Genomic DNA, 22625 nt, shown 5'->3' on the forward strand with positions numbered 1-22625 from the left:
CCCTTATACGGGCAGGTGGTTGACGGGGTGGGTGTCGGTCGCCCACAGGTACTGGACGGCGTACGCGCGCCAGGGCCGCCAGGCGGCGGCGCGGGCGGTCAGGGCGGCGGGCGTGGAGGGCAGGCCGAGGCCGGCGGCGGCGCGCCGGACGCCGAGGTCGGTCGGGAGGAACGCGTCGGGGTCGCCGAGGGCACGCATGGCGATCACCTCGACCGTCCAGGGGCCGAAGCCGGGCAGCGCGGCGAGCCTCGCGCGGGCCTCGTCCCAGTCGCTGCCGGGGCCCAGCCGCAGCGAGCCGCCGGCGAGGGCGCCGATCAGGGTGGTGAGCGTGGTGCGGCGGCTGCGGGGCAGGGCGAGCGCCTCGGAGTCGAGCGCGGCCAGCGCCTCCGGGTCCGGGAAGAGGTGGGTGAGCCCGCCCTCCGGGTCGTCGACGGGCGTGCCGTGGGCGGTGACCAGCCGGGCGGCGTGGGTGCGGGCGGCGGCGGTGGAGACCTGCTGGCCGAGGACCGCCCGTACCGCGAACTCGGCGGCGTCGACGGTACGGGGGACGCGCCGGCCGGGCGCCTTGTCGATCAGGGGCGCGAGGAGGGGGTCGGTGCGGAGCTGGTCGTCGACCGCGACGGGGTCGGCGTCCAGGTCGAGCAGCCAGCGGCAGCGGCTGATGGCGAGCGTGAGGTCGCGAGGGTCGGTCAGCGACAGGCGGCAGGCGATGTGGTCGGGGCGGGGAGTGAGGGCGACGATGCCGTGGCCGTGCGGGAGGGCGAGCGTGCGCCGGTAGGCGCCGTCGCGCCACTCCTCCACGCCGGGAACGGCGGTCGCGGCCAGGTGGCCGAAGAGGTTGTCGGGGTTGAGGGGTGACCGGTACGGGAGGCGCAGGGCGATGACGCCGGGCGTCCCCGGTGCCCTGCCGGCGCCGCGGCCGTCCCCGGTGCCGCCGGCACCGCGGGTCCTGCCGGGACCGGTGGCGCCGGCACCGGTGTCACCGCCCGTGACGCGGGCGGCGCGGGCGCGCAGCTCGCTCGGGGAGAGGGCGAAGACCTCGCGCACGGTGTCGTTGAAGGTGCGCACGGATGCGAACCCGGCGGCGAACGCGACGTCCGCCAGGGGCAGTCCGGTCGTCTCGATGAGGAGCCGCGCCGTCTGGGCGCGCTGGGCGCGGGCCAGGGCGAGCGGTCCGGCGCCCAGCTCGGCGAGCAGTTGGCGCTCGATCTGGCGGGTCGAGTAGCCGAGCCGGGCGGCCAGGCCGGGTACGCCCTCGCGGTCGACGACGCCGTCCCGGATGAGGCGCATGGCGCGGGCGACCGCGTCGGCGCGGGCGTTCCACTCCGGCGACCCGGGGCTGGTGTCGGGCCGGCACCGCTTGCACGCGCGGAACCCGGCCTGCTGACAGGCGGCGGCACTCGGGTAGAAGACCATGTTCTCGGGCTTCGGCGGCACGACCGGGCAGCTCGGGCGGCAGTAGATGCGGGTGGTCAGGACGGCGGTGAAGAACCAGCCGTCGAATCGGGCGTCCTTGGACCGGACGGCCCGCACGCAGCGCTCGGTGTCGGTGTGCATGCCTCCAGCATCGAGCACGCCGAGCCGGTGCCGCTGGCGGAAATACGACATCAGCCTCGCCCTGCCAGGGAAGCGCCGATTCCCCGGCGGACCGTCCTCACCGCGTGAGAGCATCGCGTCACGCCACGTCGCGACAGTCCCGGGGGATGGATGATGACCGAGCGGATCCTTCTCGACCCGCACAGCCCCGACCTGCGGGCCCAGGCGGAGGAGCTGCGCCGGTGGGGCCCCGTCGCCCCGGCCGAGTGGCCGGGCGGGGTCCGCTGCTGGGCGGTGGTGGGCCACCCCGAGCTGGAGACCGTGCTGACCGACCCCCGGTTCGCCCGCTCCCCCGCGCACTGGCGGGCGCTGCGTGACGGGGAGGTCCCGCCCGACTGGCCGATGCTGGCGCACCTGACCCGCAGATGGATGCTGACCGCCGACGGCGCCGAGCACCGGCGGCTGCGGCAGGCGGTGTCAGCGGCGTTCACGCCCCGCCGGGTGGAGGGGCTCGCGCCGGCGGTCGAGCGGACCGTCGGCGTACTGCTGGACGCCCTGGAGGCGGAGGCCCGGGGCGGTCCGGTCGATCTGCGGGCGGCGTACGCGCTGCCGCTTCCGCTGCGTACGCTCTGCGCCCTGTTCGGCATTCCGCCCGAGGACCGGCCGGAGGTCCTCCGCCTGGTGGGGCGGGCGTTCTCGCGGGCGGCGCTCGGCCCGGAGGAGTCCGCCCGGCTGACGCGCGACATCAACGCGTACCTGGCGGACCTGGTGCGCAGCCGGTCGGCGGCACCGGCGGACGACCTGGTGAGCGACCTGCTGCGCGGGGGCACCGAGCGCCTGACGGAGGCGGAACTCCTCGACACGCTGTGGCTGTTCCTGGGCGCGGGGTTCGAGACCACGGCCGGGGCGCTGGTCAACACCGTCCACGCCCTGCTCGCGCACCCGGAGGAGCGCGAGCGCGCCGTGAGCGGGCGGGTCGGCTGGGACGCGGTCGTGGAGGAGGGCATCCGGTACGACTCGAGCGTCTACGCCCTGCCCTTCGCGTTCCCCACCGAGGACGTGGAGCTGGGCGGGCGCACGCTGCGGGAGGGCGACGCCCTGCTGCTGTGCTTCGCGGCGGCCAACCGTGACCCGCGGCACGGCCCGGGCCGGTTCGAGACCCTGCCTGCCGGGGGACGCGCACGCCAGCTGGGATTCGGGCACGGGCCGCACTTCTGTGTCGGTGCCCCGCTGGCCCGCCTCCAGCTGCGCACCGCCCTCGCCCGCCTGTTCGAGCGGTTCCCGGCGCTTCGGCTCGCCGGTCCGCCCGGCCCGCCCGTCCCGTCACTGATCGCCAGCACCCCGAGCACCCTGCACGTCACCTGGTAGGGGCGGCGGGAGGCGGCCGGGGCGCGATTTCCCGCCGTTTTCCCGGGGCGGGAAAACAGCAGGTGTGAGCCTGTCGAGCGGGGGCAGACGAAGGTCACGGCCCCGTCGTGTCTCCCCCGTCGCGACGGGGCCGCCCCCTCCCCCTCCCGGCACGGGGCCGGGCCCGGTCGGGCTCGGCCCGGCCGGGATCAGCGGCCGGTCCCGGACAGCGGGCTGGCCGGGGGTCACCAGGTCGGGTCGGCGCACCGGGCCGCCGGCCCGCGGCGCACGCCGGCCGGCGGTGATCAGCCCCGGTCGTGACCGGTCCCGGTCGTGATCAGACCCGGCCGGTCAGGGACGACGCCGAGGGGACGACGACGCCGTACAGGTCACCGATGGTGGCGAGAGCGCTTCGGTGCAGTTCCGCGGCGGACACCCCGGACTCCCCCGCCCCCAGGGGCCGGGTGGCGCAGGCGTCGGCCACGACGGTGGCCCGGTTGCCCCGCAGGAACGCCCCGGAGGCGGTGGACGCCACGCACATATGGGTCATGAACCCGGCGATGACGACGTCCTCGTGGCCGGCCGCGTCGACGCGGTCGCCCAGGTCGGTGCCGACGAACGCGTCGGGGACGGACTTGACGACGACCGGCTCCCCCTCGGCCGGCGCGACACGGGAGTGGATCCGGCCGATGTCGGCCCGGACGTCGTACGGGGTCCCCTCACCGCCGTCGTTGACGACATGGACGACCGTGGCGCCCGCGCTCCTGGCCTGGGCCAGGAGTCCGGCGGCGGAGTCGAGGGCGGCTCGCCACCCCGTCAGCTCCATCACCCCCCGGGTGTAGGTGTTCTGGTAGTCGATCAGGATCAGCGTCGCACCGGGGAACGAGGCCGGGGCCGGGTCGAAACCGTTGAGTTCCCGCAGAGTTGTCGTAGGCATTGCTGCACCTTCTTGGGCCGCTGTCGAATGGTCCGGCCACCGCGCGATGACGTGATCCACGCTACGATCCGGCTCGGATGGCGGCAATGTCATGCGACGTGCAGATACGGACATCGGGCGCCGTGCCGCCCGCCCCCTCGTCACCGAACGGACGGAGACCCCTGTGCACGGCGTGGAACGGCTCGTCGCCGTCCTCCTCTTCGACGGCGTCGACCTGCTGGACGTCACGGGTCCCGCGGAGGTGTTCTCCCTGCTGCGCCGGGAGGTCGAGGACGCGCGGCCCTACCGGGTCGTCCTGGCGGCCGGGACGATGGACCCCGTCACCACGGCGGCCGGGGTCCGGGTGCTTCCCGACCTCACCTTCGACGAAGCGGCCACGAGGAGCATCGACACCCTGCTGGTGCCCGGTTCGGTCGAGTCCGACGACCGGCGGCGGGTGCGGGCCGTCACCGACCCGGCGTTGGTCCGCCGGGTGAAGACCCTCGCCGGCCGGTCGCGGCGCATCGCGTCCGTCTGCGTGGGCGCCCACCTCCTGGCGGCCGCCGGGCTGCTCGACGGCCGGCGCGCCACGACGCACTGGTCGACCGCGCGGCAGCTCGCCGCCGAGCACCCGTCGGTCGAGGTCGACGCCGACCCCATCTTCATCCGCGACGGCGACGTGTGGACCGGCGCCGGCATCACCGCCTGCCTCGACCTGTCCCTCGCGCTGGTCGCCGAGGACTTCGGCGAGACGGTGGCGCTGCGCGTGGCCCGGCAGTTGGTGATGTACCTCAAGAGGCCGGGCGGGCAGAGCCAGTTCAGCGTTCCGCTCGACCCGGTGTCGACGACGCGGCGCATGGAGGACCTGCGGCACTTCGTCGCACGGAACGTCACCGAACAGCTCACGGTCGCGGTCCTCGCCCGCCACGCGCACGTGAGTGAACGGCAGCTCACCCGGATCTTCAAGGACGAGCTCGGTACCACCCCGGCCGCCTACGTCGAAGCGGCCCGCGTCGAAGTGGCCAGGTCACACCTGGAGACCACGGACTCCACCCTGGAACGCGTGGCGTCCGCCAGCGGGTTCGCCACGACGGACACGCTCGTGCGCGCCTTCCGCCGCCGCCTGGGCACGACGCCGTCGGAGTACCGCGGCCGGTTCCGGCGCGCGCCCCGAGGGGCCGGGGCCCCGTGCTGACCCGGGGCGGGACGGGGGCGGAGCAGGTGGTCCTGGGGACGACCGGGTACACGGCCGGGTGACAGGTGGTGCGGAGCCGGAGCGTCGGGGTGTCCACGCCCGGGCGAACGGATCGTTGCGCCGGGGCAGCGAGTCCACGTGCCGGCCACGACGCGGTCCGGCTCTGCGCACCCCGTCCGGACGGCCCACAGCCCCCGCCGGAAGCGGGCCCCGGCGCCCACGGGATCCGCCGGACACCCCGGTGGTGTCAGCCGGCCTGCCGGGCGAACGCCTCGTGGGCCCGGTCGTCGAAGAGGACGAACCTGACCTCCGCCACGCGGGTGTCCGCCGTGCGTACGGCCGTCATGGCGATGCGGGCGGCGTCCTCCACGGGCCAGCCGTACACGCCCGTCGAGATGGCGGGGAAGGCGACCGTACGGGCGCCCAGTTCGTCGGCGACACGGAGGGACTCGCGGTAGCAGGAGGCCAGGAGCTCGGAGCGGTCCTCCTCCTGGGAGTGGACCGGCCCGACGGTGTGGATCACCCACCGGGCGTGGAGCCGCCCGGCGGTGGTGGCGACGGCCCGTCCGGTGCCCAGGCCGCGGCCATGACCGGAGGCGCGCAGCGCCCGGCAGGCGGCGAGGATGTCGGGCCCGCCCTTGCGGTGGATCGCGCCGTCGACGCCTCCACCCCCGAGCAGCGAGGAGTTGGCGGCGTTGACGATGGCGTCGGCGTGCTGCTCGGTGATGTCGCCGCGTACGAGGGTGATGTTCACCGCGGGGTCCTTCGCAGGTGGCGCCAGACCGCCTTGGCCGCGTTGTGCCCGGACATGCCGTGGACTCCGGGGCCCGGCGGGGTCGCGGAGGAGCAGATGAAGACGGCCGGGTGCGGGGTGTTGTAGGGGAACAGCGAGAGCCGGGGGCGCAGCAGCAGTTGGAGGCCGGCGGCCGCGCCGCAGGCGATGTCGCCGCCCACGTAGTTGGCGTTGCGGCCGGCGAGCTGGGGCGGGCCGGCGGTGGCGCGCGCCAGGACGAGGTCGCGGAAACCGGGGGCGAACCGCTCGATCTGGCGCTCGACGGCCTCGGTGAGGTCGCCCTCCCAGGCGTGCGGGACGTGTCCGTAGGCCCAGAAGACGTGCTTGCCCTCGGGGGCGCGGGACGGGTCGACCAGGCTCGGCTGGGCGGTGATCAGGAACGGGGTGCGGGGGGCCGTGCCGCCGGACGCCTGGTCCAGGGCGGTGCCGATGTCCCGGCTGCCCGGGCCCAGCTGGACGGTACCGGCGCGGCGGGCTTCGGCGGCGGTCCAGGGCACGGGCCCGTCCAGGGCGTAGTCGATCTTGTAGACGGAGGCGCCGTAGCGGTAGCGGTCGTAGAACCGGCCGAAGCCGGCGATGCGGGCCAGCGCGGTCGGCGAGGTGTCGAAGACGTACGCGCGGGCGGGCGGCAGGTCGTCGAGCCGCTTGACCTCGTACGAGGTGTGGATGCCGCCGCCGAGATCCGTCACGTACCCGGCCAGGGCGTCGGAGATGGACTGGGAACCGCCGCGCGGGAGCGGCCAGCCGCCGGCGTGGGCGGCGAGCGCGAAGACGAGGCCGACCGCTCCGGTGGCCAGGCCGCCGAGCGGGGCGATGACATGGGCGACGAGCCCGGCGAACAGGGCGCGGGCCCGGTCGTCCCGGAACCGGCGCATCAGCCAGGTGGAGGGCGGCAGGCCGTCCAGGCCGAAGCGGGCGAGCGTGACCGGGTCACGCGGGAGGGCCGTGAGGGGCAGGGACATGAAGTCCCGGGCGAGCGTGTCCCACTTGCCGAGGTAGGGCGCGACGAGACGGCGGTACGCGCCGGCGTCCCGGGGCCCGAAGGAGGCGGCCGTCTCGGCGACGGAACGGGACAGGACCGCCGCCGTGCCGTCGTCGAAGGGGTGCGCCAGGGGCAGTTCGGGGTGCAGCCACTCCAGGCCGTACCGGTCGAGGGGCATGGCGTTGAAGGCGGGTGAGCCCACGCCGAGCGGGTGGACGGCGGAGCAGGGGTCGTGCCGGAAGCCGGGCAGCGTGAGCTCCTCGGTCCTGGCTCCGCCTCCGACCGTGTCGAGGGCCTCGAACACGGCGACGGAGAAACCGCGGCGGGCCAGTTCGGCGGCAGCGGTCAACCCGTTGGGCCCTGCCCCCACGACGACGGCATCGAGCATCGACGGCACGTTGGGACTCCTTCGTCAGCCGATGGCCAAGGTATCTCAGGATATTGGGCCGGTGGGCGGCCCGGACGGCGGGAGGGGGCGGTGGCCGCGGCCGGACCCGCGCCCGGGACCTCCCGGGGTCACGCCCCGGACGGCGCCCGGAACCACGCCTCGGACCGTCTCCGGGCCCGGCGCCCACAGCACGGCCCGCCACGTGCCCCGCACCGGGCACGCCCTACGCGCCCCGGGGCCGGGACGTCCCCCGGCTCCGCCTACCCGCCGGCCAGCAGGCCGCGTACGCGGTCGGCGGTGGCCCGGTCGCGGGCGGCGGTGAACGGCAGGGCGTTGCCGCCCGCGACGTGGAACGGCGCGCCCGTCAGGGTGGCGTGGGCCCCGCCCGCCTCCTCGACCAGGAGGAGGCCCGCCGCGTGGTCCCAGGCGTACTCCCAGGAGAACGCCACCGCGTCCAGCTCGCCGCGCGCCACGGCCAGGTACTCCAGCCCGGCCGAGCCGCACGGGCGGGGATGGACGCCCTCGGTGTCCAGCGCGAGGAGGGCGGCCTTCTGGTCGGCGGTGGTGTAGTCGGGGTGGGACGTCGCGACCCGGAGCACCGCGCCCGGCGCGGGCGCGCCCGCCCGTATCCGGGTGCCGTTCAGCCGGGCGCCGTGGCCGCGCACCGCGACGGCCATCTCGTCTCGCGCCGGGGCGTACGTCCAGGACGCCAGGACCTCGCCGCGCACCGCCAGCGCGACGAGCATGCAGAACCCGGGGTCGCCGTGCGCGAAGTGCCAGGTGCCGTCGACCGGGTCGACGATCCACACCGGCGCGTCTCCCTTGAGCGCCTCGTACACCGCGGGGTCGGCGTGGACGGACTCCTCGCCGACCACCACCGAGCCGGGCAGCAGCCGGGTGAGCGAGGCCGTGAGGTGGGCCTCGGCGGCCCGGTCGGCGACGGTCACGAGGTCGTGGGGGCCGCTCTTCTCGAGGACCTCGTGCGTGGCGAGCCGCCGCCAGCGGGGCACGACCTCGGCGGCGGCGGCGTCGCGCACCGCCCCCTCGGCCGCGGCGGACAGGGTCCCGGAACCGTCGAGAAGCTCATCGATCATGCCTCCAGCTAAGCACGCCCGGCTGACAACCCGGCCGGGACCGGATGACCGGCGGGCGGCGGCTCAGCGACCCACCGCGTAACCCTGCATCCCGCGGGGGTCGGCCGCCGCCGACAGAATCCCGGTGCGCGGGTCGCGGGCCACCGCGCACAGCCGCCCCTCGGTCCAGGGCCCACCGACCGTCACATCATGGCCACGGCGGCGCAGGTCCTCGACGACCGCCGGGTCCATGCGGGACTCGACGGTGAGCCCGCCGGGCCGCATGCCGCGCGGGTGGAAGGAGCCGGGGAAGGAGTCGTTGTGCCAGCCGGGCGCGTCGATCGCGGCCTGGAGGTCCAGCCCGCCGTGGGTGACGCCGAGGAGGAAGTGCAGCTGCCACTGGTCCTGTTGGTCGCCGCCCGGGGTGCCGAACGCCATGACCGGCACCCCGTCGCGCAGCGCCAGGGACGGGGTGAGCGTGGTGCGGGGGCGGCGGCCGGGCGTCAGCGAGTTCGGCAGCCCTGGGTCCAGCCAGGCCATCTGGAGCCGGGTGCCTAGCGGGAAGCCGAGCTCCGGCACGACGGGATTGGACTGGAGCCAGCCGCCGCTGGGGGTGGCGGCGACCATGTTGCCCCACCGGTCGACGACGTCGATGAGGCAGGTGTCGCCCCGGGTGGTGCCGTCGAGGGCGACCGTCGGCTCGCCGGCGCCGGCGCCGGTCGGGCAGGCGGGCGCGCCGGTGCCCGCCCGGCGGCGGGCCACCGCCATGGCGTGGTCACTCAGCCTCGGCGGCCGTCCGCCGGGGCTGCCGGGGCGCAGCTCGTAGGAGGCCGTCTCGCCGACGAGGGCGCGCCGTCCGGCGTTGTACGGCCCGGACAGCAGGGTGTCGAGCGGGACGTCGGCGGCGTCGCCGTACCAGGCCTCACGGTCGGCCATGGCGAGCTTGCAGCCCTCGACCAGCAGGTGGACGTAGTCGGCGGAGCCGTAGGGCGGCAGCTCGTCCGGCAGGAGGGCCAGTTGCTGGAGGAGGACGGGCCCCTGGCTCCAGCCGCCCGCCTTGCACACGGTCCAGCCGTCCCGGTCGTACGTGACCGGGTCCTCGTAGCCGGCGGACCAGCCCGCGAGGTCGGCGGCGCTCAGGGTGCCGGTGTGGCGGGCGCCGCTGGTGTCCATGGTCGGGCGCCCGGCCTGCCGTACGAGGGCCTCGGCGACGAACCCCTCCCGCCAGACGCGGCGGGCCTCCTCGATCTGGCCGGTCCGGTCGTCACCGGCCGCGGCGGTCGCCTCGTCGATGAGGCGGCGCCAGGTACGGGCGAGGGCGGGGTTGCGCAGGAGCCGTCCCGGAGCGGGCGGCCGGCCGCCCGGGAGGTACACGTCGGCGGAGGAGGTCCACTCGTTCTCGAAGAGGGCGCGGACCGTCTCCACCGTCCCGGCGATCCGTTCCACCGGCGGGTGGCCGTTCTCCGCGTGGTCGACGGCGTACCGCAGGACCTCGGCGAGGGTGCGGGTGCCGTGGTCGCGGAGCAGCAGCATCCACGCGTCGAAGGCGCCGGGTACGGCGGCGGCCAGCGGTCCGGTGCCGGGCACCAGGTCCAGGCCGAGGGAGCGGTAGTGCGCGATGGTCGCGCCGGCGGGCGCGGGACCCTGTCCGCACAGCACCCGGACCGGGCGGCCGGCGGGCGCGAGGACGACCGGAACCTCCCCGGCGGGTCCGTTGAGGTGCGGCTCGACGACGTGCAGCACGAATCCGGCGGCCACCGCGGCGTCGAAGGCGTTGCCGCCCTCCTCCAGCACGGCCATGGCCGACTGGGAGGCGAGCCAGTGCGTGGAGGACACCATGCCGAAGGTGCCCCGGAGGGTCGGCCGGGTGGTGAACATACGGTTCGTCACCTCGCTTCAGCGGCCCGGTGGCGAGGTCCGGGCGGCTCGAGCAGGCTATCGGCGGCGGGACGGGCACGGTACAGGCCCGTGCCCGCGGCCGGCCGCCGTGACCGGCGGGGCGCCGGGACGCCGGGGGTGCCGGGGCTGATCCGGGCATAGGGTGACATGACGGTCGGTTCGAGGGCGGACGGGAGACGCGGGACGTGCATGGCGAATACAAGGTGCCGGGCGGGAAGCTGGTGGTCGTCGACCTCGACGCGGAGGACGGGGTGCTGCGCCGGGTGAGGGTCGGCGGAGACTTCTTCCTGGAGCCCGACGAGGCGTTGCCCGCCATCGACAGTGCCCTGGAGGGCGCGCCCGCCGACACCGACGCGTCGGGGCTCGCCGCCCGGATCGACGCCGCGCTGCCGCCCGGTACACAGATGTTCGGGCTCACCACCGAGGGCATCGGGGTCGCCGTACGGCGCGCTCTGGCACACGCCACGGACTGGACCGACTACGACTGGCAGCTCGTCCACGACGACGCCCAGCCGCCCGCGCTGCACATGGCGCTCGACGAGGTCCTCACCGGCGAGGTCGCGGCCGGGCGCCGGGCGCCGACCCTGCGCGTGTGGGAGTGGGGCGCGCCGGCGGTGGTGATCGGCAGCTTCCAGTCGCTGCGCAACGAGGTGGACACGGAGGCCGCCGAGCGGCACGGCATCACCGTGGTGCGCCGGATCAGTGACGGCGGCGCCATGTTCATCGAGCCCGGCAACACCATCACGTACTCGCTCTCCGTGCCCGCCGCGCTGGTCCAGGGGTTGTCCTTCACCGACGCCTACGCCTACCTCGACGACTGGGTGCTCGGCGCGCTCGGCGACATGGGCATCAAGGCGTGGTACCAGCCGCTCAACGACATCGCCACCGACGCGGGCAAGATCGCCGGGGCCGCGCAGAAGCGGCTGGCCGGTGGCGAGGGGGCGGTGCTGCACCACGTGACGATGGCGTACGACATCGACGCCGACAAGATGACCGAGGTGCTGCGCATCGGCCGGGAGAAGCTCTCCGACAAGGGCACCCGCAGCGCGAAGAAGCGGGTCGACCCGCTGCGCCGCCAGACGGGACTGCCGCGCGCGACGGTGATCGAGCGCATGATCGGCTCGTTCCGTGAGCGGTACGGGCTGACGGAGGGCCGGGTCACCGACGAGGAGATGGCACGCGCGCGTGAGCTGGCCCGGACGAAGTTCGGCGCACCGGAGTGGACGGCCCGCGTCCCCTGACCCGCGGGGCCCTCACCGCCGCTCGCCGGCGGGCGGGGCCCTCACCGCCGCGCGCCGGCCTACGGGGTCAGCGCCGGGATGATCCGCGACCCGTACGCGTCGATCGTCGCCTCCTTCGCGTCGTGCATGGCGTACACCGCGAACTGGTCGACGCCCAGGTCCCGCAGCGCCTTCAGTCTGGCGACGTGCGCGGACGGCGGACCCAGCAGGCAGAAGCGGTCGACGATCTCGTCGGGGACGAAGTCGGTGGCGGGGTTCCCGGCGCGGCCGTGGTGGCGGTAGTCGTAGCCCTCGCGCGCCTTGATGTAGGCGGTGAGGGCCTCGGGCACCAGGCCGGAGTGCTCGCCGTACCGGCTCACCAGATCGGCCACGTGGTTGCCCACCATGCCGCCGAACCAGCGGCACTGGTCGCGCGCGTGCGCCAGGTCGTCGCCGACGTAGGCGGGCGCGGCGACGCAGATGGTCACCGAGGCCGGGTCGCGGCCGGCCTCCTCGGCCGCCCTGCGTACCGACCCGATCATCCATTCGGTCAGGAACGGGTCGGCGAGCTGGAGGATGAAGCCGTCCGCCTTCTGCCCGGCCAGGGCGAGGGCCTTGGGACCGTACGCCGCCATCCAGACGGGCAGCTTGCCGTTCTTCACCCACGGGATGCGGATCGGATTGCCGTCCACCACGGCCTCCCGGCCTTCGGCGAGGTCCCGGATGACGTCGATGGCCTCGCCGAGCCGGGCGAGGGTGTTGGGCTTGCGGCCGGCGACACGCATCGCCGAGTCGCCGCGCCCGATGCCGCACACGGTGCGGTTGCCGTACATGTCGTTGAGGGTGGCGAAGGTGGAGGCGGTGACCTCCCAGGTGCGGGTGCCGGGGTTGGTGACCATGGGGCCGACGATCAGCTTCCGGGTGTGCTCCAGGACGCGGCTGTAGATGACGAAGGGTTCCTGCCAGAGCACTGCGGAGTCGAAGGTCCAGCCGTAGCGGAAGCCGTTGCGTTCCGCGCGCCGCATGAGGCCGACGACGGCGGAGGCGGGCGGGTCGGTCTGCAGGACGAGTCCGAAGTCCACGGTCCTGGCCTCCTAGTTCAGGTACTGGCAGGTGGAGCGGGGGGTGTAGACGCCGTGCCCGGGGCGGCCGGTGTAGGTGCGGCGGTCGATGACGACCTCGCCGCGCGAGAGGACCGTCTCCACCTGGCCCGTGACCGTCTTCCCCTCGTACGCCGAGTAGTCGACGTTCATGTGGTGGGTGGCGGCGGAGATGGTCTGCTCGGTGTGCGGGTCGTAGACGACCACGTCCGCGTCGGCTCCGGGGGTGAGGGTGCCCTTCTTGGGGTAGAGGCCGAACATCCGGGCCGGGGTCGCGCAGGCGATCTCGATCCAGCGGCGGCGGCTGATGTGCCCGTCGACGACGGCCTGGTGGAGGAGGTCCATCCGGTTCTCCACGCCGGGCAGCCCGTTGGGGATCTTGGAGAAGTCGCCCCGGCCCAGTTCCTTCTGCCCGCTGAAGCAGAACGGGCAGTGGTCGGTGGAGACCACCTGGAGGTCGTTGGTCCGCAGGCCGCGCCAGAGGGCCGCCTGGTGCTCGCGCGGCCTCAGCGGCGTACTGCACACGTACTTCGCCCCTTCGAAACCGGGCTCGGCGAGGTTGTCGGTGGACAGGAACAGGTACTGGGGGCACGTCTCGCCGAAGACGTTCAGGCCCTTGTCGCGGGCGGCGGCGATCTCGGCGACGGCCTCCTCGGCGGAGACGTGGACCACGTAGAGCGGGGTGCCTCCGGCGACCCGGGCGAGCTGGATGGCGCGGTGCGTGGCCTCGGCCTCCAGCAGGACCTTGCGGACCTCGCCGTGGTACCGGGGGTCGGTCTCGCCACGGGCGAGGGCCTGTTCGACGAGCACGTCGATCGCGATGCCGTTCTCCGCGTGCATCATGATCAGCCCGCCGTTGACGGACGCGCGCTGCATGGCGCGCAGGATCCGGCCGTCGTCGCTGTAGAAGACGCCGGGGTAGGCCATGAAGAGCTTGAAGGACGTGACGCCCTCCTCCACCAGCAGGTCCATCTCCTTGAGGGAGGACTCGTCCACGTCGGAGAGGATCATGTGGAAGGCGTAGTCGATGGCGCACTTGCCGTCGGCCTTGGCGTGCCAGGCGTCCAGGCCGTCGCGCAGGGCGTGGCCCACGGACTGGACGGCGAAGTCGACGATGGTGGTGGTGCCGCCCCACGCCGCCGCGCGGGTACCGGTCTCGAAGTCGTCGGAGGCGAAGGTCCCTCCGAAGGGCAGTTCCATGTGGGTGTGCGCGTCGACGCCGCCGGGGACGACGTACTTGCCGGTGGCGTCGATCGTGCGCTCGGCGGTCCACGACGCGGCGGCGGCGGAGCCGTGGGCGGCGAGGGCGGCGATCCGGCCGTCCTCGATGAGGACGTCGGCGTGGGTCTCGTCGGAGGCGGTGATGACGAGGCCGCCGCGGATGAGAGTGCGGGTGGTGCTCATGGGTGGGTCGCCCCCTTGGGTCAGATCGAGTGCAGGGCCCGTTCGAGGATCGCGGCGCCCTCCTCGGCCTCGGCGACGGTCAGCGAGAGCGGCGGGGCGACACGCAGGGCGCTGGTGTCGTGGCCGCCGCCCTTGCCGATGAGGAGGCCGCCTTCGCGGGCCGCTTCGAGGACGGCCGCGGCGGCCTGTGGATCGGCCTCGTCCGAGCCGGGCCGGGCCAGTTCGATGCCCAGCATCAGGCCGCGTCCGCGTACCTCACGGACGAGCGGGTGGCTCGCCGTGATGGCGCGCAGCCGCTCGAGGAGCAGCCCCCCGACGCGCCGGGCGTTGCCCTGGAGGTCGTGCTCCAGGAGGTACGAGAGGTTGGCGAGGCCGGCGGCCATCGTGACGGGGGAACCGCCGAACGTGGAGATGGAGTTGGCGCCGAGGCAGTTCATGACCTCGGCGCGGGCCACGACCCCGCCGACGGACATGCCGTTGCCGATGCCCTTGGCGAAGGTGAGGATGTCGGGCGGGCCGCTCGCGGCGTGCGCCTGCCAGCCCCAGAAGTGTTCACCGGTGCGGCCCCAGCCGGTCTGCACCTCGTCGGTGATCCAGAGGATGCCGCGCGGCGCGAGGACCTCGCGGAAGGCGGCGTACAGCCCGTCGGGCGGGGACGTGAAGCCGCCGACGCCCTGGACGGGCTCGGCGATCAGCGCGGCGACGTCGCCGGTGTGCCCGAGCAGGTCCTCCAGGTCGGCGACGCACGCCTCGATGAACCGCGCGTCGGACAGGTGGGCGTAGGGACCCCGGCTGCGGACGCCGCCGTGCACGTACAGCGTCTGGAGGGGGGAGAAGGTGGTCGGCGACCAGGCGCGGTTGCCGGTGACGGAGACCGCGGAGAACGACCGCCCGTGGTAGCTGTTGCGCATGGCCAGGATCTGGTTGCTGCGCCGGTGGGCGGTGGCCAGCAGCAGGGCGGTGTCGTTCGCCTCGGTGCCGGAGGTGGTGAAGAAGACGCGGGCGTCGGGGATGCCGGAGAGGTGCGCGACGCGCTCGGCGAGCTCCACCATGGAGCGGTTGAGGTAGAGGGTGGAGGAGTGGATGATCCGCCCGGCCTGCTCGGTGACGGCCTTGGTGACCTCGGGCAGGGCGTGGGCGGTCATGGTGGTGAGGATGCCGCCGAAGAAGTCGAGGTAGCGCTTGCCGGTGGCGTCCCAGACGTACCGGCCCTCGCCGTGGGTGATCTCGATGGGGTCCCGGTAGTACAGGGAGACCCAGTCGGGGATGACGGCCTTGTGGCGGGCGTGCAGGCCGGCCGCGTGCGGCTCCCCGGTCATGGCTTCATCAGCCCCTCGTACGCGTCGGGGCGCCGGTCGCGGTAGAAGGCCCAGGTCTGCCGGACGTCGTCGATCAGCCGGAAGTCGAGGTCGCGGACGAGCAGTTCCTCCTGCTTGTCGGAGGCCACCTCACCGACGAACTGTCCCCGCGGGTCCACGAAGTAGCTGGTGCCGTAGAAGTCGTTGTCGCCGTACTCCTCCTGGCCGACGCGGTTGATGGCGGCGACGTAATAGAGGTTGGCGACCGCGGCGGCGGGCTGCTCCAGCTGCCAGAGGTGGGAGGACAGGCCGCGGTGGGTGGCGGAGGGGTTGTAGACCAGGTGCGCCCCGTTCAGGCCGAGTTGGCGCCAGCCCTCGGGGAAATGGCGGTCGTAGCAGATGTAGACGCCGACGCGGCCCACGGCGGTGTCGAAGACCGGCCAGCCGAGGTTGCCGGGCCTGAAGTAGTACTTCTCCCAGAAGCCCCTGACCTGCGGGATGTGGTGCTTGCGGTACTTGCCGAGGTAGGTGCCGTCGGCGTCGATCACGGCGGCGGTGTTGTAGTAGAACCCGGCGTCCTCGATCTCGAAGACGGGTACGACGATCACCATTCCGGTCTCGCGGGCGAGGTCCTGCATGCGCCGGACCGTCGGGCCGTCGGGGACGGGCTCGGCCCAGCGGTAGTGCTCCGGCTCCTGGACCTGGCAGAAGTAGGGCGCGTTGAAGACCTCTTGGAAGCCGATGACCTTGGCGCCCTGCCGGGCCGCCTCCCGGGCGTGCTCCTCATGCTTGGCGATCATGGACTCGGTGTCGCCGGTCCAGGTCGCCTGGACGAGGGCGGCGCGCACGATGTGGGACATGAGCTGCTCCTTCGGCACGGCGTCAGAGAGCCTCTACGCACGTAGACGCGGTGCGTAGAAAGCGAACGTAAGCCTCGTCACACGGCTGGGCAAGACCGCCGCCGACAACGGCCGGAGTCGATCATGTTTCGTACCCGACTGGTCCACACCGGGCGGAAACCACCGCGTCACGGGCGGCACCGCGTGGGCGCCGGAAGCGTTCGGTGGCGGCCACCGGGGGACGGGAGCGTCGATCAGCAGCCGGGCCTCCTCGGGGCGCCCGCTCCCGTCGAGTGCCGGCACCGCTGCGGCCGTCTCCGCCACGGGCCGTACGACGCCCTGACGCAGCAGGTGCCGGGCGTCCCCGTCCCGGCGGCGGCGGTGAGCGCCCCGGCGAGGGCGACGAGCCGCTCGGGTGGCTGGGACGCGGCTTCCCACAGGAGGGTGCCCCGGTCGGGCCGAGGCCCGCCCGGTGCGGTCCGGCCGCGAGCGGGGGCAACCGGGCGGCGGGCCACGCGGCGGCCTCGCAGAGCAGGGCGTGCCCCTCGCCTCCCCGGCCCTCGGCAGACGGCCGGCCGGAGTCTTTGGGCCTGGAGGCATTGGACCCCGGCCGTGTTACGAGGGGGCTACAGGGACTCTTCGGCGGCGGGGAACTTCACCGCGATCCCCAGGTGCGGCCGCTTGCCGAGCCGCACCAGGGCGGCCGGCAGGTCGGCCAGCCAGAACTGCCAGCCGTACTTCCGGGCCATCAGCTTGCGGATGGCCCGGACGTCGCCGATCAGCCGCGCCGTGCCCTCCGCGCTCGCGGCGCCCTCCGCCACCCGGCCGCGCACGTCGCACGCCGTGACGAGGACCCTGCTGTCGCGGCGCAGCCGCTTGACCTTCCAGGAGTCCTCCCGCGTCCAGACGTACAGTTCGGCGCCGTCCACCGCGTACCAGACCGGTGTGGCGACCCCCGTGCCGTCCTTGCGGAACGTGGTCAGACTGACGTAACGGCCGTGCCGCAACCCTTCGGGTATCACGACGGCGAGCCTACGCCCTCGTGCGCCGCCCACACCCGGGCGATGCGCTGTCCGTGCTCCCCCGCCCTGTCCCACGCGGTCCCCGTCGGCCCGTGCAACGCCCCTCCGGGGGTGCCGTGGGCCGGGAACTCGGGGTCCCGGACAAGGTCATGCCGGCCGCCTTCGAGGCCGGCTGTCGAGCGGCGGGCGGCGCCCCGGACGCCCCGTCCCGCGGGCCGGCCCCTGGGGGCTGTCCGGCGGATCATCGCCCGCGCGGTGGGCGAATCGGCGCTGTCGGGGGGCGCGCCTACCGCAGGACGACGTCGCGACCCGGGCCGCCTTCGGCGGTGTCCTTCCCGGGGCCGCCGCTGACCAGGTCGTCGCCGCCCTCGCCGTGCAGCATGTCGTCGCCGGGGCCGCCGAGCAGGATGTCGTGGCCTTCTCCGCCCATCGCGTGGTCGTCGCCCGGGCCGGCGTACACGACGTCGGCACCGCCGTACGCCTCGATCATGTCGGCGCCCCGGCCACCCCACAGCCGCTGGCCGCTGTCGTCGCCCATCAGGTGGTCCATGCCGTCGCCGCCGTCCAGGACCGCGCGCCCCATGACCACGTCGTCCCCGGCGTCGCCCCGCACCGTGTGCGCGGTGTGGGCGTGCAGTTCGTCGTCGCCGGGGCCGCCGCGGACGGTGGCGACCGCGGCGTCGCTGGTGACGAGTGTGTCGTCGCCGTCGCCGAGGAAGATGTCGATCCTGTCCGGCCGGGGGCCGCCGGTGGGCAGTTCGCAGACGACGAAGGTGTCGTCGCCGGGCTCGAGGTACGCACAGTGGTCGCCGGGTTCGAGGGGAACCCCGTCGCGGAAGCCGACCCGCCGGATCCCCGCGCCGAGATCCATGGGGATCACGTGGAGGTCGTTGGCCTGCCCCGCGGCGGCGGTGAAGACGATGGACCGGGTCGCCCAGTCGGCGCCGACGCGGGCCTTCGCCCCGGTGGGGGCGGGGGCGGCGGCGGCCGGGGCGGCGGCGAGGCCGGTGGCGAGCAGGGTCACGGCGAGGGCGCGGGCGGTGGCTTGCTGTCGGTTCACGGAACCTCATCTCGATGCGGCGACCGGTGGGTCGGCCTGTTGACGGGTGGCTGCCGGGGAGGTGGCGGGCGGTCGTGGCGGCGGCGTCCTCGTGGCCGCTCCTGCCGGCGGGGGGCGGTCCGTGGGACGTCCGGGACGAGTCGGCGCGCCCCGGGCGTCCTCACCGAGGCGCCGCGCGGCCCCACTCGTCGGCCGCCACCACGAGACAGGCCGCGACGAGGACGACGTTCTTGATGATGTACTGGCCCTCCAGGGTGGGGACCGGCGCGCTGCCCTGCCACATCTCCCCGGGGAGCAGCAGGAGCGCGGAGAAGACGCCGGCCATGTGGGCGAAGAACCCCACCAGGGCCACGCGGAGCAGCACTCCCGTGACGAGGCCGAGGCCGATCGCCATCTCGGCCGCCGCCAGCCCTCGTAGCACCACGTCGGGCGGCAGCAGGCCGAAGGTGAGCTTCGTCGCGGCCCGGACGGCGACCCCCTCGGCGGGGCTGGCCGCGGGGAAGAACTTCAGCACGCCGAACCAGAGGAACACCGCGCCCACGCAGACCCTGAGGAGCTCCGGGCCGCGCCGCTGGAGCCTTCGGGCCAGGGACCGGGCCGCCCTGCCGGCCCGCCCGCCGTCCCCGGTTCCCTCCGGGGCGGGCATCCGAGGAGGCCGCTGGCTTCTTCGCTCACCGACTCTTTCCACCGCCGTACCCACCCTTTCGCACGTGCTCGCACACGGTCGTCCGAAGGCTCCCGGCCGTCGGGCGGCGGGAGGGGAGAAGGCACCCGATGCCCGGAGCGGGAGGCGCGCCGTCCGCTCCGGGGCACCGGGGCACCGGCCGGACCCGAAAGGACCCGGTCGTCCCGGCGGGGCCGGGTGGTACGGCACCGCGTCAGCTCACGTTCACGTCCACGCAGGCGTAGAAGGCGTTGGGGGTGTCGGCGATGTTCCACACGGCCAGCACCTTCTGCTTGCCGGACAGGCTGCCGAAGTTCACCTGGTGGGTGACGGTCTCGCCCGGCCGGGCGCCACCGTCGTTGAACTCCGCGATCTTCCGGCCGCCCGCGTAGTACTGCCACGTACTGGTGGCGTGACGTGCCGTCAGCCGCCAGGTGAAGCCGGTCGTCCGGCTGACCGGGGTGACCTTCCATCCCTTGCTGTCGTTGTCGAGCTCGGCGAAGGCCGCGTTCCCTCCGCTGCAGCTCATCAGGCCCTTGCGGCCTTCGACGCTCTGCGGCTCGTACTTGATGGAACCGCAGGGGACCAGGCCGGCGGCGCACTGGGCCTGCCGGCTGGGGGGCGAGGATATGTAGCCGTGCGCGCTCGCGTTTCCGGCCGGCAGGCTCACGGCCAGGAGCGGGGCGATCCCCGCGCCGATGGCCGCGGCCAGCACCTTCTTGCTCTTCATGACAACTCCTGTGTGGGGGTTCGTGCCTGACCACCCGTGGGCGAGAACAGGCATGGACATGTCAAGCGTTGCGGAGACCGCCAGGGGCAACGATGAAAGCGTACCCGCCTTGGTCTAGACCAAGCCAGTACGTGGACTCGAATCCACCAACGGGGGCCGCCCGGCCCCGCGGTGCCGGGCCTACGTGGCTCTGCGGGGACGCCCCTCGCGGGCTGCTCGTGGCTTTCGCCGGCGGCCCCGTCCCGGCGACGGGCCCCGGCCGCCGGAAGGCGCGCCGGGGCCCGTCGGCACGGCATGGCACGGCGCGCCGCGCACGAGGCGCGGCGCGCCGGTCGCTACGGCCTGCCGGCCGGGTGGACCACCATCGCCGAACCGCCGCCCCGGCGGGCCTTCTCGGCGGCGGCGAGCCAGCGGCCGTCCGGGAGGCGCTGGACGCCGGTCGCGGCGCCGATCTCGGGGTTCTTCCGGAAGGCGTGGCCCAGGGCCTCCAGCTGGGCGCGCAGCGGGCTGTCGTACAGGGCCGGTTCGAGTTCCGTGGTGGTCTGGTTGCGCTGGCTGGCGCGCGGGGCGGCGATGGCCTCGACGAGGGGCAGATCACGGTCGAGGGCGCCGGTCAGGGTCTGCAGCACGGTGGTGATGATGGTCGCGCCGCCCGGCGAGCCCAGGGCGAGGACCGGGCGGGCGTGGTGGTCCAGGACGATCGTGGGCGACATGGAGGAGCGGGGTCGCTTGCCGGGGCCCGGGAGGTTCGGGTCGTGGACGGCCGGGTTGGCCGGGGCGAAGGAGAAGTCGGTCAGTTCGTTGTTGAGCAGGAAGCCGCGCCCCGGCACGGTGATGCCGCTGCCGCCCGTCGACTCGATGGTGAGGGTGTACGCGACGACGTTGCCCCACTTGTCGGCCGCCGTCAGGTGCGTGGTGTTCTCGCCCTCGTACGTCGTCGGCGCCGCCGTCCCGCCCGCCGCGCACGGCGCCGGGCGGCGGGGGTCGCCGGGTGCGAGCGGGCTGGTGAGGACCGCGTCGTCGCGGATCAGGCAGGCGCGCGAGTCGGCGAAGCGCTGCGAGAGCAGCCCCTTGACCGGGACGTCCTCGAACGCCGGGTCGCCGACCCAGCGGCCCCGGTCGGCGAAGGCGACGCGGCTCGCCTCGATGAACCGGTGCAGGTACCGCGCCTCGGACAGCGACGACAGGTCGGTGCGCTCCAGGATGTTGAGCGCCTCGGCCACGGTGGTGCCGCCCGACGAGGAGGGCGCCATGCCGTAGACGTCGAGGCCGCGGTACGAGGTCTTCGTGGGGCGCTGCCGTTTGGTGCGGTACACCGCCAGGTCGCGTTCCGTGAGGTCCCCGGCGCGCACCTCGCGGGTGGCGCCCTCCCGGACGGGCGGCTCCTGGACGGTGCGGACGATGTCGCGGGCCAGGTCGCCGTGGTAGAGCGCGCCCACGCCGTGGCGGCCCAGCTTCTCGTACGTGCGCGCGAGGTCCGGGTTCTTGATGACTGATCCCACGACGGGCAGCCGGCCGCCCGGCAGGAACAGCCCGGCGGAGGCCGGGAAGTCGCGGAACCGCGCCTCGTTGGCGGCGGTCTGGGCCCGGAAGGTGGCGTCGACGGTGAACCCGTCGCGGGCCAGTCGCTCGGCCGGCTTGAGCAGGTCGCGCAGCGACTTGCTGCCCCAGGCGTCGAGCGCGGTGTCCCAGGTGGCGGGTGTGCCGGGGGTGCCGACGCTCAGCCCGCTGGTCATGGCCTCCTCGAAGGGGAGGGGCTTGCCGTCGTCGCCGAGGAACAGTGACGCGTCGGCGGAGAGCGGGGCCGTCTCGCGGCCGTCGACGGTGTGCACCGTGCGGGTCCTGGCGTCGTAGTAGACGAAGTACCCGCCGCCGCCGATGCCCGCCGAGTACGGCTCGGTGACGCCGAGCGCGGCGGCGGTGGCGACCGCCGCGTCCACGGCGTTGCCGCCGCGCCGCAGCACCTCGATGCCGGCGGCGGAGGCGTCGGGGTCCACGCTCGCGACGGCTCCGCCGTACCCGACCGCCACCGGCTCCTTGGCGGGTGCCGGGCGCTGGGCGGGCGGCGGTGCCGCGGCGCCGACCGCGAGGACCGTGGCGGCGACAGCGGCGAGCGAGACGTTACGTACGTGGGACCGACGCATCCGTACCTCCAGTCAACGACCGTCCGGGCAGCCTAACTTCGCGGGCGGCCCCGTGCCAGGACCGCCTCGAACAACGTTCCGCTCCCCCGCTACCATGCGCGCCCATGTATGAAGACCTGCTCAACATCGCGCTCGGTGTCGTCGCCACGGGGGTCAGCGCGTCGCTCGGCTGGCTGGCCCGCACCGCGCTGTGGCGCCGCCGGCTCCGCCGCAAGCAGGCCTTCTTCGGGCTGCCGGGAAACGCCGAGTGCCTGCTGGTGGTCAACCGCGAGGCGGGCGGCGAGGGGGTGGTGCACCGCTTCGACGTGTTCGCGCTGCTGGAGCTGGCGGCGCTCATCAAGGACTGCGGCGCCCACGCGCGCATCGTGCACCACGACACGGCGCAGCAGGGCTTCGGCGAGCGCACCGAGTTCTGCCTCGGGGGGCCGTACTCGAACCGCCGGATGGCCGCGCACCTGGCCGTCCTGCTCCCGGGTGTCGACGTCAACACGGACGTGGAGCCGGTCGCCGACCGCGGCGCGTTCACCATCGGCGGCGAGCGCTACCCGATGGACGCGGGGACGTCCGAGTACGTCCTCCTCGCCCGGCTCACCGCCGGTGAGGGCGCCCGGCCGGTGTTCCTCCTCTGCGGCCAGCGCGCGATCACCAATCAGGCGGCCAGCCGCTACCTGGTCCGTCACCACGAGAAGCTGGCCCGCACGTACGGCGCCGACGGTTCCTTCGTGCTGCTGCTGAAGGTGGTCAATTCGCAGGCGTACGGTCCCGACGTCGTCGAGCTGGTCGCGGACGTGACGCGGGCGGCGCGGACGGCCCCGGCGGGGGAGGCCGGCTAGCGCCGCCGCCCGGCCCCCGCAGCCCACCGACCACCGGCCACCGGACCTCGGCCACCGGCCCCCGGACCTCGCCCACCGCCCACCGCCCACCGCCCACCGCCCACCGCCCACCGGTGGAGATTTCCGGCACTCCCGGGCAACCCGGCGCCTTGGATCGCCCTCTCACGGGGCGACGCAAGAAC

General features: G+C 74.4%; 19 protein-coding genes. 4 read left to right on the plus strand and 15 right to left on the minus strand.

All coding sequences use genetic code 11. The features are described from left to right. Nucleotides 1–3: 3 nt before the first annotated feature. Nucleotides 4–1557 (minus strand): AlkA N-terminal domain-containing protein, encoded by a 1554-nt coding sequence (locus tag IE109_RS04050; protein WP_189549105.1) that lies wholly within the window; start codon nt 1555–1557, stop codon nt 4–6. A 153-nt stretch (nt 1558–1710) separates the two neighbouring features. Here IE109_RS04050 and IE109_RS04055 point away from each other — a divergent pair, with 153 nt between their 5' ends. Further along, the gene (locus IE109_RS04055; protein ID WP_189549107.1) at nt 1711–2904 is read left to right on the plus strand and encodes a cytochrome P450 family protein; all 1194 of its coding nucleotides are present in this window, start codon (nt 1711–1713) and stop codon (nt 2902–2904) included. A 316-nt stretch (nt 2905–3220) separates the two neighbouring features. Here IE109_RS04055 and IE109_RS04060 read toward each other — a convergent pair whose 3' ends face one another. Further along, complete coding sequence (locus tag IE109_RS04060; protein ID WP_189549109.1) at nt 3221–3820, minus strand: cysteine hydrolase family protein; 600 nt, start codon at nt 3818–3820, stop codon at nt 3221–3223. 163 nt (nt 3821–3983) lie between these two features. Between IE109_RS04060 and IE109_RS04065 the strand changes: the two genes are divergently transcribed. Then, the gene (locus tag IE109_RS04065; protein WP_189549605.1) at nt 3984–4994 is read left to right on the plus strand and encodes a GlxA family transcriptional regulator; all 1011 of its coding nucleotides are present in this window, start codon (nt 3984–3986) and stop codon (nt 4992–4994) included. A gap of 247 nt (nt 4995–5241) precedes the next feature. Here the strand turns inward: IE109_RS04065 and IE109_RS04070 are convergent, their stop codons facing one another. From IE109_RS04070 to IE109_RS04085, 4 genes are all read right to left on the minus strand, one after another. Beyond that, nucleotides 5242–5748 carry an O-acetyl-ADP-ribose deacetylase gene (locus IE109_RS04070; RefSeq protein WP_189549111.1) on the minus strand — a complete coding sequence of 169 codons (507 nt, stop codon included), beginning with the start codon at nt 5746–5748 and terminating at the stop codon, nt 5242–5244. Continuing rightward, entirely contained in the window at nt 5745–7166 is a 1422-nt protein-coding gene (locus IE109_RS04075) for a phytoene desaturase family protein (RefSeq protein ID WP_189549113.1), read from the minus strand. The genes IE109_RS04070 and IE109_RS04075 overlap by 4 nt, the downstream gene beginning before the upstream one ends. 251 nt (nt 7167–7417) lie before the next feature. After that, a complete protein-coding gene (locus IE109_RS04080; RefSeq protein ID WP_189549115.1) occupies nt 7418–8251 on the minus strand; it encodes an inositol monophosphatase family protein in 834 nt (277 codons plus the stop codon). 63 nt (nt 8252–8314) lie between these two features. After that, nucleotides 8315–10108 (minus strand): gamma-glutamyltransferase family protein, encoded by a 1794-nt coding sequence (locus IE109_RS04085; protein ID WP_189549117.1) that lies wholly within the window; start codon nt 10106–10108, stop codon nt 8315–8317. A gap of 206 nt (nt 10109–10314) precedes the next feature. On the opposite strand from IE109_RS04085, the gene lplAB reads away from it, so the two are divergent. Continuing rightward, nucleotides 10315–11370: a lipoate-protein ligase LplAB gene (gene lplAB, locus IE109_RS04090; RefSeq protein WP_189549119.1), complete on the plus strand. Its 1056-nt coding sequence runs from the start codon at nt 10315–10317 to the stop codon at nt 11368–11370. Between the two features lie 59 nt (nt 11371–11429). Here lplAB and IE109_RS04095 read toward each other — a convergent pair whose 3' ends face one another. The 9 genes from IE109_RS04095 to ggt form a co-directional block, all read right to left on the minus strand. Next, nucleotides 11430–12431 carry a TIGR03842 family LLM class F420-dependent oxidoreductase gene (locus IE109_RS04095; protein WP_189549121.1) on the minus strand — a complete coding sequence of 334 codons (1002 nt, stop codon included), beginning with the start codon at nt 12429–12431 and terminating at the stop codon, nt 11430–11432. A gap of 12 nt (nt 12432–12443) precedes the next feature. Further along, nucleotides 12444–13853 carry a dihydropyrimidinase gene (gene hydA / locus IE109_RS04100; protein ID WP_189549123.1) on the minus strand — a complete coding sequence of 470 codons (1410 nt, stop codon included), beginning with the start codon at nt 13851–13853 and terminating at the stop codon, nt 12444–12446. Between the two features lie 20 nt (nt 13854–13873). Continuing rightward, a complete protein-coding gene (locus tag IE109_RS04105) occupies nt 13874–15172 on the minus strand; it encodes an aspartate aminotransferase family protein (RefSeq protein WP_189549125.1) in 1299 nt (432 codons plus the stop codon). Next, nucleotides 15169–16011 carry a nitrilase-related carbon-nitrogen hydrolase gene (locus tag IE109_RS04110; protein ID WP_189549127.1) on the minus strand — a complete coding sequence of 281 codons (843 nt, stop codon included), beginning with the start codon at nt 16009–16011 and terminating at the stop codon, nt 15169–15171. Before IE109_RS04110 ends, IE109_RS04105 begins: the two co-directional genes overlap by 4 nt. A 605-nt stretch (nt 16012–16616) precedes the next feature. Then, nucleotides 16617–17012, minus strand: a complete 396-nt coding sequence (locus IE109_RS04115; protein WP_189549130.1) for a PPOX class F420-dependent oxidoreductase — start codon at nt 17010–17012, stop codon at nt 16617–16619. 286 nt (nt 17013–17298) lie between these two features. Continuing rightward, on the minus strand, nt 17299–18072 hold the full coding sequence (locus IE109_RS04120) for a calcium-binding protein (protein ID WP_189549132.1): 774 nt from the start codon (nt 18070–18072) through the stop codon (nt 17299–17301). 160 nt (nt 18073–18232) lie between these two features. Next, a complete protein-coding gene (locus IE109_RS04125) occupies nt 18233–18718 on the minus strand; it encodes a DoxX family membrane protein (RefSeq protein ID WP_308431327.1) in 486 nt (161 codons plus the stop codon). A 232-nt stretch (nt 18719–18950) separates the two neighbouring features. Next, nucleotides 18951–19466 carry a lytic polysaccharide monooxygenase auxiliary activity family 9 protein gene (locus IE109_RS04130; protein WP_189549134.1) on the minus strand — a complete coding sequence of 172 codons (516 nt, stop codon included), beginning with the start codon at nt 19464–19466 and terminating at the stop codon, nt 18951–18953. A 335-nt stretch (nt 19467–19801) separates the two neighbouring features. Further along, the gene (gene ggt / locus IE109_RS04135; RefSeq protein WP_189549136.1) at nt 19802–21610 is read right to left on the minus strand and encodes a gamma-glutamyltransferase; all 1809 of its coding nucleotides are present in this window, start codon (nt 21608–21610) and stop codon (nt 19802–19804) included. A gap of 104 nt (nt 21611–21714) precedes the next feature. Between ggt and IE109_RS04140 the strand changes: the two genes are divergently transcribed. Then, on the plus strand, nt 21715–22443 hold the full coding sequence (locus IE109_RS04140) for a hypothetical protein (RefSeq protein WP_189549138.1): 729 nt from the start codon (nt 21715–21717) through the stop codon (nt 22441–22443). The last annotated feature ends 182 nt before the right edge of the window (nt 22444–22625 follow it).

The organism is Streptomyces lavendofoliae, assembly GCF_014649735.1.
Classification (GTDB): Bacteria; Actinomycetota; Actinomycetes; order Streptomycetales; family Streptomycetaceae; genus Streptomyces; species Streptomyces lavendofoliae.